Raw genomic sequence first — 14,236 nt, forward strand, 5'->3', positions numbered from 1 at the left:
TATCTTGTTAAGCATAGCAACATTGTGTTCAACGCTGCCATGCTTTTTTAACAACTATCTAATTAAGCTTTAGCGATTAAATTACGCTGCAGACTTCATTTTTTCAGCTTTTGCCACTACTTCATCGATGCTACCAGCCATGTAGAATGCTTGTTCTGGAAGATCATCATACTTACCGTCTAAGATGTCACGGAAGCTTGAAATAGTGTCACGTAGTGAAACGTATTTACCCGGGGCACCGGTGAATACTTCAGCAACGTGGAATGGCTGTGATAAGAAGCGCTGAATCTTACGAGCACGGTATACGACCATCTTATCTTCTTCTGAAAGCTCATCCATACCTAGAATCGCGATGATGTCTTTAAGCTCTTTATAACGCTGTAGAACTTCCTGAACACCACGAGCCACGTTATAGTGCTCTTCACCAATAACTAATGGATCAAGCTGACGTGAAGTTGAATCTAGTGGATCAATCGCTGGGTAAATACCTTGTGAAGCGATATCACGGCTTAGTACCACAGTCGCGTCTAAGTGAGCGAACGTAGTCGCTGGTGATGGATCCGTTAAGTCATCCGCAGGTACGTATACCGCTTGGATAGAAGTAATAGAGCCAGTTTGAGTGGAGGTAATACGTTCTTGTAGTACGCCCATCTCTTCCGCCAATGTTGGCTGATAACCAACCGCTGATGGCATACGACCTAGCAGTGCTGATACTTCAGTACCGGCTAGTGTATAACGGTAGATGTTATCAACGAACAATAGAACGTCTTTACCTTTACCGTTTTCATCTTTTTGATCACGGAAGTACTCAGCCATGGTTAGACCGGTTAACGCAACACGTAAACGGTTACCTGGTGGCTCATTCATCTGACCGTATACCATCGCAACTTTAGAGTTGGTGAAATTTTCAACGTCAACAACGCCTGCTTCTTGCATCTCGTGATAGAAGTCGTTACCTTCACGAGTACGCTCACCCACACCAGCGAATACTGATAAACCTGAGTGTTTAAGAGCGATGTTGTTAATCAATTCCATCATGTTTACGGTTTTACCAACACCGGCACCACCGAACAGACCAACTTTACCACCTTTAGCGAACGGGCAAAGCAAGTCAATTACTTTAATACCTGTTTCTAATAGGTCAGTGCTGTTAGCTTGTTCATCATATGAAGGCGCTTGACGGTGAATTGACCAATGATCTTCTGCATTAACTGGACCTTGCTCATCAATTGGGCGACCCAATACGTCCATAATACGACCTAGTGTCGAATCACCTACTGGTACTGTAATTGGAGCACCAGTATTGGTTACTGGTAAACCACGCTTAAGACCTTCAGTAGATCCCATTGCAATAGTACGTACCACACCATCACCCAGCTGTTGCTGAACTTCTAATGTAGTATCAGTACCATCTACGACCAACGCATCATAAACTTGAGGCACGTCAGTGCGGGTAAATTCGACGTCAATAACTGCGCCAATAATCTGTACTATACGACCGCTACTCATGGCGTTCTCCTTGAACTTCTAAAAATATAGGTATGTCAATTAGGAAACAGCAGCAGCACCGCCGACAATCTCCGAAATCTCTCGGGTAATTGCCGCTTGACGCAGCTTGTTATAAACTAACTGTAAATCATTAATTAGGTCACCAGCATTATCTGTGGCTGCTTTCATGGCTACCATACGTGCTGACTGCTCTGAAGCAATGTTTTCCATGACTGCTTGATATACGATTGACTCAATATAACGGCCAAGCAAACCATCGATAAGGGTTTTAACATCAGGTTCGTAGATGTAATCCCAGCTTAATTCAGTTTGGATGCCTGAACTTGAATCAACAGCCTCATTTGGAAGTGGCACAAGCTGATTGATAATTGGCTTTTGAGTCATTGCGTTTACAAACTTATTATAAACCACAAAAATGCGATCTAGACGACCATTGGTATAATCATCAAGCATCGCTTGTACCGGAGCATTTAACTGCTCAAAGGTAGGATTATCACCATAATCAGTAACAGCTGATGTTACTTTGCCGCCAAAACTCTTGAAAAAGCTAACGCCTTTAGAGCCAATTACAGCAAACTCAGCTTCCACAGACTGGTCTTGAAATTCTTTAACATGATGCATCAATTGTTTAAACAAGTTGATATTCAATCCACCTGCTAAACCACGGTCAGAAGAGACTAAGATATAGCCGACACGGTTTACCTGACGGTTAGTCATATAAGGGTGCTTATAGTCTGAAGAAGCGTTTACTAAGTGTGATACCACACGACGCATGTTTTCAGAATAAGGACGACCAACTTCCATACGCTCTTGAGCACGGCGCATTTTACTGGCGGCTACCATCTGCATCGCACGCGTAATTTTCTGCGTACTCTTAATGCTAGTAACCTTAGCACGAATTTCTTTTAAACTTGCCATAACATTTCCAATTCGGCGGGGTTTAAATGAGGATTAATCTATTACACACGGTTCAAATAGTGCGATTAGCTTCACTAATCGCACCTTTTTAACTTAGAACGTGTGGTTTTGTAGGAACGTTTCTACTGAAGCTTTCAAACGGCCTGCAATATCATCATTATAGTTTGCAGTGTCGTTGATTTCTTTCATAAGATCAGCTTGTTCGTCATACATGTAACGTAGGTAAGCTGCTTCCCAGGCGCCGATTTTTTCAACTGGGATATCAGATAAATAACCTTCGTTTGAAGCATAGATAACCGCGGCTTGCTCAGCAACTGACATTGGAGCGTACTGTTTCTGTTTCATCAGTTCAGTAACACGCTCACCATGATCTAACTGTTGCTTGGTAGCATCATCAAGGTCAGACGCAAACTGAGCAAACGCTGCTAATTCACGATACTGAGCCAATGCAGTACGGATACCGCCTGATAATTTCTTAATAATCTTAGTCTGAGCAGCACCACCAACACGAGATACTGAAATACCAGCGTTAACCGCAGGACGAATACCTGAGTTGAATAAGCTAGACTCTAAGAAAATCTGACCATCAGTAATAGAAATTACGTTGGTTGGTACGAATGCAGAAACGTCACCTGCTTGAGTTTCAATAATAGGCAATGCGGTTAAAGAACCGGTTTGACCTTTTACTTCACCATTGGTGAACTCTTCAACATACGCTGCGTTTACGCGTGATGCACGCTCAAGTAAACGTGAGTGAAGATAGAATACGTCACCTGGATAAGCTTCACGACCTGGTGGACGACGTAATAGTAGAGAAATCTGACGATACGCTACTGCTTGCTTTGATAAATCATCATAAACGATCAAAGCGTCTTCACCGCGGTCGCGGAAGTACTCACCCATTGTACAACCAGAGTATGGTGCAATGTATTGTAGAGCAGCTGGTTCAGAAGCTGAAGCTACTACCACAGTGGTGTACGCTAATGCGCCACTTTCTTCAAGCTTACGTACCACGTTAGCAATGGTAGAACGTTTTTGACCAATGGCCACGTACACACACTTAATGCCAGAGGTTTTCTGAGCAATAATAGCGTCGATAGCTAAAGCAGTTTTACCAGTCTGACGGTCACCAATGATAAGCTCACGCTGACCACGACCGATTGGAATCATGGTATCAACTGCTTTATAACCAGTCATTACTGGCTCATCTACTGATTGACGAGCGATAACACCTGGAGCAATTTTTTCTACTTTATCAGTAAGCTTAGCGTTGATAGGGCCTTTACCATCGATAGGGTTACCTAGTGCGTCAACAACACGACCTAGTAACTCAGGACCTACTGGTACTTCTAAAATACGGCCTGTGCAGTAAGCTTTTTGACCTTCTTGAAGACCTAGGTAATCACCCAAAACAACCGCACCTACGGAGTCTTGCTCAAGGTTCAATGCCATACCATAGACATCGCCTTCAAACTCAATCATCTCACCGTACATTGCATCTTCAAGACCATGAATCTGTACAATACCATCAGATACTTTGACAATAGTGCCTTCATTCTTAGCGGTTGCACCTGTATCAAGGTCTTGAATTCGCTGCTTAATCAGTTGACTGATTTCTGCTGGATTCAATTGTTGCATTGCCTTGTTTCCTTTAATTTGTGATTGCCTGCTTACTCGCCGGATATAAAGCTTAATAATTCTTCCAAAGATGAGACGAAGATAAAATATAAATTAAGCTTTTAATGATAATTTATTTTGATTACAGGTTAACTAATAAGCAACATCAACTATCATTATTATTAATAATGCGTTAAGCAGTTAGCTGTGTTTTTAACTGTTTTAATTTTCCACGCACCGAGTCATCAACAAGCTTGTCGCCAATTTTAATGGTGGCACCCGCTAATAAACTAGGATCTACATCTTCCTGAAGAATTACTGATGCATTCAGTGATTGTTCTAATCGACTTTGAATCATAGTACGCTGAACGTCATCTAATGGATAGGCAGACGTTATATATACGTTGACTTGCTTCAGTGTTTTAGCACGATGTAAACGGAATTGCTCTAATACCTGAGGTAATAGGCTCAAACGCTCTTGCTCGGCAAGTTGATGCACAAAGTTTTTGATTGGGGTTGTTGCTGCTGATAATTGAGTAGACGCCTGCCCCTGAGTAGAGGTCGCGTGGTCATCGTAAATGCTGACTAATGTTTCAGCTTTCTGATCAGCAGTAACCGCGGGGTTATCTAGCATTTGCACAAAGGCAGAATCACCGACCACGTTACTTGCGATCAACAAGAAATCTTCCCACTCACCAATGACTGAGTTTTCATTCGCATAATCAAATGCTGCCTTGGCATAGGGTCTCGCTAGTGTAGATAATTCAGCCATTATGTCCTCTTAGCCACATATTTTATGAAAAACTTTATATAAAACAAACCAGGTATAAGAAGTTGATTGGTGATAAATAGCCTTCTATTGCTTATTCATAACCTCTTAATCACTGCCAAAACAGTATATTACGAAATTATATACAGCTGAAGCTGATTCACTTCAGCTAATTAACAATAGACAATAAGACTTACATTTACCACTTATAGCTTAGCTGCCAACTCTTCTAACATTTTGGCATGCTGTTGCACATCAACTTTCTCTCTTAGAATTTGTTCAGCACCCAATACTGCAAGCTCTGACACTTGAGTGCGTAAACTTTCACGTGCTTGATTAATTTCAAGATCGATTGACTCACGGGCTTGCTGACGAATACGTTCGCCTTCAACTTCTGCCTGTGCTTTTGCTTCTTCGATAAGCTGGTTAGCGCTTTTATTTGCCTGTTCAATCAGTGCAGCAGCTTTTACTTTAGCAGTAGCAAGCTCTTGCTCAACTGATTGTTCAGCATTTGCTAAGTCTAACTTTGCCTTTTCAGCTGCATTCAGACCCTCAGCGATTTTTCGCTGACGCTCTTCAATTGCACCCATTAACGCAGGCCAAATAAACTTCATGCAAAATAAAACAAATATTGCAAACGCTATGGACTGACCGATTAGGGTTAGATTGATATTCACACGATCACCTCTTTATTAATAAAAATCAGTATCATTGACCATTCGATATCTGATATAGCATTCCAAATAATTGCGAATGGTCAACAGGGGTCACTGATGTTTAAATTAAGCTAGAGGGTTAGCGAATAATAATAACATCGCAATACCAACACCAATCATTGGTACCGCATCTAGAAGACCGGCCACAATGAACATACGAGTCTGCAACTGTGAGCCAAGCTCAGGTTGACGTGCTACGCCTTCTAGAAATTTACCACCTAAGATAGCAAAACCAATGCCTGTGCCTAGAGCACCAAAACCGATTAGTAATGCAACTGCGATAACTGTGTAACCACCTAATACTGGATCCATTGATGTATCCTCATTTACCTAAGAAAAACTTTAATTAATGTTCGGTTTGTGACGCTAGCGATAGATATACTATTGTTAACATCATAAATACGAACGCCTGAAGTGTAATAATTAAGATGTGGAAAATTGCCCAAGGTACTGATAGTGCCCACTGAATCCAAAATGGCATTAAGGCAATCAATACGAAGATTAACTCACCTGCGTACATGTTACCGAATAAACGTAAGCCAAGTGAAATTGGTTTAGCGATTAAAGTAACAAATTCTAAGATGAAGTTAATTGGAATTAAAATAATTTTTGCAATTGGGTTTTTGGCGCTGAATGGATGAAGGGTTAGTTCACCAACGAAGCCGCCTAGGCCCTTCTCTTTAATGCTGTAATAAATAATTAAAGCAAAAACTGAAAATGACATACCTAAAGTAATGTTGGGATCAGTTGTTGGTACAATCTTAAAGAACACATGATGTGGATCATGACCCATAGCAGCACCAATCGTTTGTGCTAAGTGCGGGATATAATCGATGGGCATTAAGTCCATCAAGTTCATTAAGAAGATCCACACAAAGATTGTTAACGCTAATGGTGCGATTAATTTTGATGTGCCGTTATAAGAATCACGAACGTTGGTTTCCACAAAGTCTACAATCATTTCAACTGCTGATTGTAGCTTACCTGGAACCCCTGATGTTGCTTTTCTAGCAACCAACCAAAATAATGCACAAAATACAATACCTAGGCCAATTGACCAAAGCATTGAATCCAAATGGACGGCCATAAAGCCCATCTCACCCGCTTCTTGAGCTGTATGAGCAACCTTCCAACCTTCACCAGGTAAGTAGCCATAAGTCCAGTTGGTCAAATGGTGAGCAATATAATCAGTCGAGGATATTTCAGCTGCCATAATCTTAGCTTCTTATAAGTGTGTGTTAACCTTTAAATTAATTAGCAAAAAATGTATTTTTTAACTCTTTGCTAATTAATTATTGGCGCTCAAAAAATCAATACTTATATTAAAGTAGAGAGGTAAAAGTGTAAAGAAAATGTTTATTTTATTTAACACATATTTCGGCTTTGTAATTTTATCGCGTTATTTCGCCTAAAACTGCCAGCACATCATACACTATTTATCAATTACTTTAAGCACTTAAAAGCAGATAACTTATCGACTTTAAAATAGTGGCTTTGGAAATTGACGAGTAATGCCTGCCCTTTCTTTTATCTCACTTAGCATCAGATGCTCAGTAGCTATAGACTTTAATGGCTTCCAGACAAGGTAATGAAGTGGCCAATTTGCATAGCCATAAATCCAATTAAAACAGCGATAGCCGATAGCGACTTAATAGTCAGAAAAATAATGCTAAAACCGATAATAACAATTATCCATTTGATAATTTGACCAACATACATTTGGCCAACGATATTGTGTTTTGACTTAGCGCCGGTATATCTAAAGACGAACCAACTGAATACCGACTGTGCCAACCAGTTTAATACTGCCCCCAAAGCCACGCTTTTTGTGATAACGAAGGGCGTACTATCACCGTTGGTTGAGCCTTGACTGAAAAATAAAAAGTCAATGATGCTGGCGACGATGATAATTGCTAGCAGAACCCCTACTCTATAGAAGGCCTGTTTACGTAACCTTTGTCGCTGCAGCTCTTTGCGCGCTGATGCACGTAACGGCCTATTTGAAGGAGTTGACATAGCTTTTCTATCACCCAAAACGCGAACTATTATAAAGATAGCTTATAGCTAAAGCAAGGAAAAAGGTGGCTTTTGTCAAATAGTTTTTTTATGCAAGTCTGTAAGCAATAGTTTGCATTTATTTAAGCCATTATTTAAGGTTTTATCCTGTCTTATCACTCTACATTTATAGCACGTTATTTCAAATTCTGAGTAATCATCAGACTCAGTAATTTTATACTCAATAGTCTTATATAAAATAGCTGAGTCCGAGTCTGAATCTGAGTTTGGTTAACAATTGCTATGTGCGTATATCCGCACTTTAGTTTCCCCTCCCCTATCGCCCCTATTATTTCATTATGAGTCAAGTACCCTATATTTAACTGGGCTTAATTGGCACAGCGGTTAATATCTTTTGCTATGGCCAGCCAGCCTGAAACAAAATCAGTGGCACCGCTCATGTCTTCTTGCTGAACCGTACTGTTGACCGATTTTAATTTATTCAACGCGGCTTTATTGCTGTCTGCTTGCAATACCATACACATGGTTTGTTTCGGACGTGTTTCATTTAGCCAATGAAATTGACTGGCTTTTGGCGGTAAATGATGGTCCGAAGTTAGGCTACCTGCCAACTTCAAATTTAGTGCCGATTCTATATAACCAAAAGCGTCATGATAAGCCCAATAAGGCCGACTGCTCTGGCCATTTACTTTAACCTGAGCAACCGCATTGTCCATCTGTTTGGCAAAATCGCGTACATTGGCGGCATAAACTGCTTTATATTGAGGGTTGGCTCGACTATACAGAGACCCTAAAGCACGGGTGATGGCTTTTGCGTTATCAGGACTGAGCCAAATATGGGGATCTAATGTACCGTCAATTGGCTTACCCTGTACATCTCGTAAAGGTTGGCGCTGGAATGCTTTAAATTTAAATAGACTGATACTATTGGGAGTTTTTGCCAACGAATGTCCTAAATTTGATTCAAGCTCTTGGCCAAACCAAACCACATAGCGGCTGTCTTTAATAGTCTTCATGTCACTCGGGCTTAGACTGCCATGATGACCAACTTCTCCGGCTTGTAATAGTAGTTTTCCAGATGGCGCACCTTTGGTCACAGCCTCACTCAATAAGAACAAGGGATAGTTACTAATTGCGATATCCGTTTTATTGCGAATGACGTCAGGAATAGAGTCGATATTGGACATAGACTTGGTGCTCTGAGTCATAGGTTGAGTGTCGGTATTGGCCAATACCGGCGTCGCTATCATCAACGACGTACTCAGACCTGCTATTGCTAAGCTTTTCAAGGAAAATAAAGAAAGATTGGGGTGTTTAACTTTAGACATAGTATTCTCGATAGGTCATTATTATAAGAAGGACAGTCACTTAAAGAAGAAAACTGTTTATAAAAGACAATTATTTTAAAAGTAGGCAAAGTATTGGCCAATTAAGCCATTAAAAGTAGTAATTACGCCTATATTTCAATATATTTGACCGCTCATAAATTAAGCCCAACTGGTAATTAAGCTGAAAAACCACTATAAGAATGATAAAAATGACTCAATGAGCGACTTTAGTGTTGGATATGTTATACTATAACAATAGAAACATTAAGACTTTTTTCAAAAAAAATAGCTAACCCTTTGAGGTACCCTATGACTGAACCCATTACCCCACTCGCAATGCCATCAAATGAACCTTGCGGACACCATGGCGACCAGTCACATGATGTGCATGCGTTTAACATTCATGATATTGCCGATCGCTTAAAAGCGGCCGAGCAAATGTGTGTGGCCAAGGGAGCAAGATTCACTCCTTTAAGACGTACCGTTTATCAATTAATACTCGAATCCGAAAAACCTTTAGGGGCCTATGACTTAATTCAAAGCTTACAAGACAGCCGAGCCGAAGAAGAAGGCAGCAAAGCGAAAATGGTAGCGCCGCCAACCATTTATCGCACGTTGGAGTTTTTGTTGGAATTTGGATTTATCCATCAATTGACCTCAATTAATGCTTTTGTGCCTTGTTGTCATCCTCGTGATGAGCACAATGCTGTTTTCTTATTGTGTAACGATTGTCAGCGTGTCCAAGAATTTAGTGGTATGCCGGTTCAAGACATTGTCAGCTATGTCAAAAATGAAGTGGGGTTTCAGGTAGTCCAAAGCGTAATGGAGTTGAAAGGGTTGTGCCAAACTTGTTCTGCTCAATCGCCCACTGATGCAGAGGAAGCGTAAGCAATGTCTATATCTAATCCGCTTATTGAGTCAGATCCGCCAAATCGAATCCGCAATGAACAGGGAAACCTCTCATTCATGGCATCGGTAACCAACGACATGTCGCCCTTAATGAGTCTGCAGGGTGTAGGATTCAAAGTGAGTGGCCGTGGTCTTAGTAAAACAGAGTCAATAGCTGATAATGGTGGTCAATCCGGTTCAGAGCCTCATAAACGCAGATTCAGTGGCTGGCTCAGTGGTGCTCGATCAACAAAAGCAGCCTCTACTGCCTATTCAGAGGATGTGGCACAAAAAACCCTACTCAGTGATATTAGTTTACAGATTTTACCGCACGAAAAAATTAGCGTCATTGGGCCCAATGGGGCGGGAAAATCGACTTTAATGAAGCTTATCTTAGGGTTGATTCAACCTACGTCAGGGCAGATTAGCCGTCATCCAGAGCTTGAGCTAGGTTATGTGCCACAAAAGTTTAACGTACCCGCTATATTACCGCTCCGAGTAGAAGACCTTCTGGCTCAAACCAAAAAGCGCCTAAGCGATAAAGAACAAGCGTTCTTATATGACCGTCTCTCAGTAGTGCCCTTATTAAAAAAACAAGTGGTACACCTCTCAGGGGGTGAAACCCAACGTATCTTGCTAGCACGTTCTTTATTATCGAAGCCCAACTTGCTTATCTTAGATGAGCCTATGCAAGGCTTAGATCCTGAGAGTGAGCGTTGGCTTTATGAGTTCATCGATGACCTCCCCCCCTTTTTGCAATGTGCGATGGTGGTGGTTTCTCATGACTTACATTGGGTAATGCGCGGTAGCAGACGAGTTATTTGTTTAAATAAGCATATTTGCTGTGAAGGTCAGCCTAGCGATTTGGGCGTATCTCAAGAGTTTAAAAAGCTGTTTGGTCACCAATACGAGCAACCTTATATTCATAAGCCGCATGAATGCCGGCATGATGGCCCCCATGCTCATTAATCTTTATTCAATAATTTTGATCTAATAGAAACTTTTTGTGGAACAGCAGATTTATGCTCATTGAATGGCTTGATATTATTGCCCCTGCTTGGGTTGCTGGTAGCTTATTGGCCTTGTTATCCGCACCACTAGGCTGCTTGGTGCTATGGCGACGTATGTCTTTTTTTGCCGATGCCCTAGCACATGGGACCTTATTTGGAGTGGCGTTAGCAGCGCTATGGCAGCTACCGTTCGCCATCGGTATTGCTTTGGTCAGTGTTATGGTGGTGATTAGTTTGCTATGGCTCGAAGATGATCGCTTACCCAGTGATGCAATATTAGCGGTAGTGTCGGTCTCCATGCTGTGTTTAGGATTATTGACCTTGACCCATTTAACTCAAATGCAAGCAAATGTACTGGGTTATTTATTTGGTAACTTATTAGAGGTGAGTTGGAGCGATCTACCGGTATTATCGCTCTGTGTGGCAGTTGGTATCGCTTTTTTGACTTACATTTGGCGCCCGCAAGTTATTTTGGCGACCCATGCTGATTTGGCCCAAGTCTCAGGCATTAATGCCACTCGACAGCGTTTGTTCTTTATGGGTGTCTTGGCAGGATTTTGTGCCCTCGCTTTGCAAGCGGTGGGCAGCTTATTGATTAGTGGATTGCTAATCTTGCCAGCATTGACAGCGAGACTTTGGGCTCATTCTCCCAAACAAATGGTAGTGTATGCCCTTATTTTAGCGCAGCTTGCGGTTAGCGCTGGGGTCTGGGGCAGTGTATTACTCGACATTCAGACAGGTTTGGCCATTGTGCTTGGTTTGGCACTGGTATTCTTCTCCTCTTTCGTCGTTTCACGCGCCACTTAAGTCATTATTGTTTGTCTTGCTACTTATAGTGCTATTCACAATGCTATTTACGTTGAAGCTATCAACCATAATGGCACATGCACAATGTTTTAATAGCGGTCGAAGTTAACCTTGATAGTTGACTCCGATAGTTAACCCCGATAGACAACCTAGAATAATTTACGATAGAGTGCATTATGGCCAATTATCGCATGACCACCTACCCGCCTACCCAGATAAAAACCGATGACGGCATCATTAATATCTTACAGTTGACCGACCTCCACTTATACCTTAATCACAGCAAAGCAACCGCCGGTATCAATAACTATCAGAGCTTTATGGCTTGTTTGGAGCAAGCGTTGAGCGAAGATATTCGTTGCGACTTAATTTTATTGAGTGGTGATTTGGTCAATGAAGTTAAGCCTAAAATCTACCAACAGATTTATCAGATACTCCAAAAGACAGGCATTGCTTTTGCTTGTATTGCCGGCAATCATGACGTCACTGATGAGTTGGGGGAAGACCTACCTTATGCTGAGCGTCAGTTTGTGGCACATCACCCCAACCCTATGTTGCTATCGCGGCATTGTATCCAAGTTAACGACTGGCGCTTGCTTTTAATTGACAGTAGTGTCCCAGGCAAAGTTTATGGCGAAGTGGGTAACAAAAACCTCCAATGGTTGTCTCAAAATTTAGCAAATAGTCATTCTCCTGTCATAATTGCCATGCATCATCACGTGCTGCCGATGGACTCTGCTTGGATTGATGCTCACATTGCCAAAGACGCTCAACAGTTCTGGCAATTAATGGCAGGTCAAACCCTAGTTAAAGCAGTGGTGACGGGGCATGTTCATCAACATTCTGAATCAGAGAAATTAGGTATCAAGGTATATACCACACCTTCGACTTGTTACCAATTTAAACCGAATTCTGATGACTTTGCTTTAGACGACCAAGCAGTACCGGGCTACCGTTGGTTAAGTTTAGATAAACAAGGCATTATACATAGCTGGATAACTAGGTTAAGTGAAAAGTGAGCTCAAGGTTTGTTCTTATAACGCTAAAACCGTTTAGATGACCTTGTTGCTCTTGATAAATCAATAAGATGACCTTATATAATATTTCTCGCAATACCTAGCAAAGTATGATATAAGGGTCAATTATTTTTATTTGGCACCCACCACTAAATGGATATAGGAAACTGTCATGAGTCAAAACGCTATTGACGACCTAACTTTTAAGCCGTACGAAGCTGAAGCAGACGAAGAATACATGTCAGATGCACAGCTTGCCCATTTTGAGAATATGCTTAAGGCATGGAAGCAACAATTGACAGAAGAGGCTGAAAGCACTAAGACTTATATTCAAGATGAGTCAGCTGCCTTATCAGATACCAATGATAGAGCGACTCAAGAAGAAGAGTTTGCCTTGGCCTTACGCACTCGTGATCGTGAGCGTAAGTTAATTCGCAAAATTGATAAGTCATTGGCAGAAATCAGCAATGGCGATTATGGTTTTTGTGACACTTGCGGCGTTGAGATTGGTTTGCGTCGTTTAGAAGCCCGTCCTACTGCCACCCAGTGTATCGACTGTAAAACCTTATCAGAAATCAAAGAGCGTCAAAACTGGGGACATTCTTAAGCCTAAGTCACCTTAACGGCTATTGACTGTTTACTTTTATGACGACATCTGCTCTGACACGGCCCACTGCTTGTCCTATTTATAGGCCAACTGTGGGCCGTTTTGCTCCCTCCCCCACAGGTGAATTGCACCTAGGTTCATTGACCACAGCGATTGCCAGTTATTGTCATATTAAATCGCTCAATGGCGCTTGGCTATTGCGCATTGAAGACACTGACCACCAGCGTTGTAGTGCTCAATTTAGCGACCAAATATTAATAGATCTGGAAAATTTGGGACTGCACTGGAATGGTGATATCTGGTATCAATCCGAGCGCGAGGCCATTTACAATGAACTGTTACAGGACCGATTATGGAATCGTGTCTACGGCTGTAATTGCTCTCGTAAACACTTAGCAGGCTTTGAGACTTACCCTCGATTTTGCGTACCAAAACCCTCACCTATCTACCAATGTGACTCAGACCATTTATGTGACTCAAACTCTTCATGTCAATTAAATAAAATAGCAGCCTTGGCCAATGAAAAGGTGAGACTGCAATTGCCTGATCAAAGTATTGGCTTTATTGACGGGGTTCAAGGGATTCAGTGGTCTAACCCACAACAAAGCTTAGGCGATGTGGTATTGCGCCGTGCTGATGGTACTATTAATTACTTTTTGGCTGCCAGTATCGATGATGGGTTGCAAGGGATTACTCATGTTATGCGTGGGCTAGATATCTTACCTTTGACGGCTGCGCAAATCTCTATCATGAGCTATTTAAACCTGCCGGCAGTAGAGCACTGGTATCACCTACCTTTGGTCGAAAACCAATGCGGTCAAAAGCTGTCAAAACAAAATTTGGCAACCCCCATCAACACTTCAAGCCCTGAGAAGTGTCAACAGCTGATACAACGAGCCTTAGCGCTATTAAAACAGCCTTCGGTCTATATAGACCAACCCGAGATTATGCTCAAGCAAGCAGTACAACAGTGGCAGCTTGCCCCTTTACAGCATCAAAGTGTGTTGGGTAAAGTGTAATTAAAATCGCTTCACT

At 41.7% G+C, this 14,236-nt stretch carries 15 protein-coding genes; 6 read left to right on the forward strand and 9 right to left on the reverse strand.

Annotated elements, in window-relative coordinates; genetic code table 11:
* Positions 1-81 precede the first annotated feature (81 nt).
* The 9 genes from atpD to LK453_RS03100 all read right to left on the reverse strand — a co-directional run bounded on the left by atpD (position 82) and on the right by LK453_RS03100 (position 8,873).
* Positions 82-1,509 carry a F0F1 ATP synthase subunit beta gene (atpD, locus tag LK453_RS03060; protein WP_201535712.1) on the reverse strand — a complete coding sequence of 476 codons (1,428 nt, stop codon included), beginning with the start codon at positions 1,507-1,509 and terminating at the stop codon, positions 82-84.
* A 39-nt stretch (positions 1,510-1,548) separates the two neighbouring features.
* Positions 1,549-2,427: a F0F1 ATP synthase subunit gamma gene (gene atpG, locus LK453_RS03065; RefSeq protein ID WP_007394511.1), complete on the reverse strand. Its 879-nt coding sequence runs from the start codon at positions 2,425-2,427 to the stop codon at positions 1,549-1,551.
* A 93-nt stretch (positions 2,428-2,520) separates the two neighbouring features.
* Positions 2,521-4,065 (reverse strand): F0F1 ATP synthase subunit alpha, encoded by a 1,545-nt coding sequence (atpA, locus tag LK453_RS03070; protein WP_007394512.1) that lies wholly within the window; start codon positions 4,063-4,065, stop codon positions 2,521-2,523.
* 172 nt (positions 4,066-4,237) lie between these two features.
* Positions 4,238-4,816, reverse strand: a complete 579-nt coding sequence (locus LK453_RS03075) for a F0F1 ATP synthase subunit delta (protein ID WP_007394513.1) — start codon at positions 4,814-4,816, stop codon at positions 4,238-4,240.
* 203 nt (positions 4,817-5,019) lie between these two features.
* Positions 5,020-5,490: a F0F1 ATP synthase subunit B gene (locus LK453_RS03080; RefSeq protein WP_007394514.1), complete on the reverse strand. Its 471-nt coding sequence runs from the start codon at positions 5,488-5,490 to the stop codon at positions 5,020-5,022.
* 105 nt (positions 5,491-5,595) lie between these two features.
* On the reverse strand, positions 5,596-5,841 hold the full coding sequence (gene atpE / locus LK453_RS03085) for a F0F1 ATP synthase subunit C (RefSeq protein WP_007394515.1): 246 nt from the start codon (positions 5,839-5,841) through the stop codon (positions 5,596-5,598).
* Between the two features lie 34 nt (positions 5,842-5,875).
* Complete coding sequence (gene atpB, locus LK453_RS03090; RefSeq protein ID WP_201535709.1) at positions 5,876-6,742, reverse strand: F0F1 ATP synthase subunit A; 867 nt, start codon at positions 6,740-6,742, stop codon at positions 5,876-5,878.
* 353 nt (positions 6,743-7,095) lie between these two features.
* Positions 7,096-7,545: an ATP synthase subunit I gene (locus LK453_RS03095; RefSeq protein ID WP_227674460.1), complete on the reverse strand. Its 450-nt coding sequence runs from the start codon at positions 7,543-7,545 to the stop codon at positions 7,096-7,098.
* Between the two features lie 368 nt (positions 7,546-7,913).
* Positions 7,914-8,873, reverse strand: a complete 960-nt coding sequence (locus tag LK453_RS03100; protein ID WP_201535693.1) for a metal ABC transporter solute-binding protein, Zn/Mn family — start codon at positions 8,871-8,873, stop codon at positions 7,914-7,916.
* A gap of 309 nt (positions 8,874-9,182) precedes the next feature.
* On the opposite strand from LK453_RS03100, the gene LK453_RS03105 reads away from it, so the two are divergent.
* The 6 genes from LK453_RS03105 to gluQRS all read left to right on the forward strand — a co-directional run bounded on the left by LK453_RS03105 (position 9,183) and on the right by gluQRS (position 14,220).
* Complete coding sequence (locus LK453_RS03105; protein ID WP_227674459.1) at positions 9,183-9,761, forward strand: Fur family transcriptional regulator; 579 nt, start codon at positions 9,183-9,185, stop codon at positions 9,759-9,761.
* Between the two features lie 111 nt (positions 9,762-9,872).
* On the forward strand, positions 9,873-10,730 hold the full coding sequence (locus LK453_RS03110; RefSeq protein WP_201535758.1) for a metal ABC transporter ATP-binding protein: 858 nt from the start codon (positions 9,873-9,875) through the stop codon (positions 10,728-10,730).
* 53 nt (positions 10,731-10,783) lie between these two features.
* Entirely contained in the window at positions 10,784-11,578 is a 795-nt protein-coding gene (locus LK453_RS03115) for a metal ABC transporter permease (RefSeq protein WP_201535756.1), read from the forward strand.
* Between the two features lie 176 nt (positions 11,579-11,754).
* Positions 11,755-12,597: a metallophosphoesterase gene (locus LK453_RS03120; protein ID WP_201535681.1), complete on the forward strand. Its 843-nt coding sequence runs from the start codon at positions 11,755-11,757 to the stop codon at positions 12,595-12,597.
* A 169-nt stretch (positions 12,598-12,766) separates the two neighbouring features.
* Positions 12,767-13,201, forward strand: a complete 435-nt coding sequence (dksA, locus tag LK453_RS03125) for an RNA polymerase-binding protein DksA (protein WP_007394523.1) — start codon at positions 12,767-12,769, stop codon at positions 13,199-13,201.
* Positions 13,202-13,239: 38 nt separating this feature from the next.
* Positions 13,240-14,220 carry a tRNA glutamyl-Q(34) synthetase GluQRS gene (gluQRS, locus tag LK453_RS03130; RefSeq protein WP_007394524.1) on the forward strand — a complete coding sequence of 327 codons (981 nt, stop codon included), beginning with the start codon at positions 13,240-13,242 and terminating at the stop codon, positions 14,218-14,220.
* Positions 14,221-14,236: the final 16 nt, after the last annotated feature.

It is taken from the genome of Psychrobacter sanguinis, from assembly GCF_020736705.1.
Lineage (GTDB): Bacteria > Pseudomonadota > Gammaproteobacteria > Pseudomonadales > Moraxellaceae > Psychrobacter > Psychrobacter sanguinis.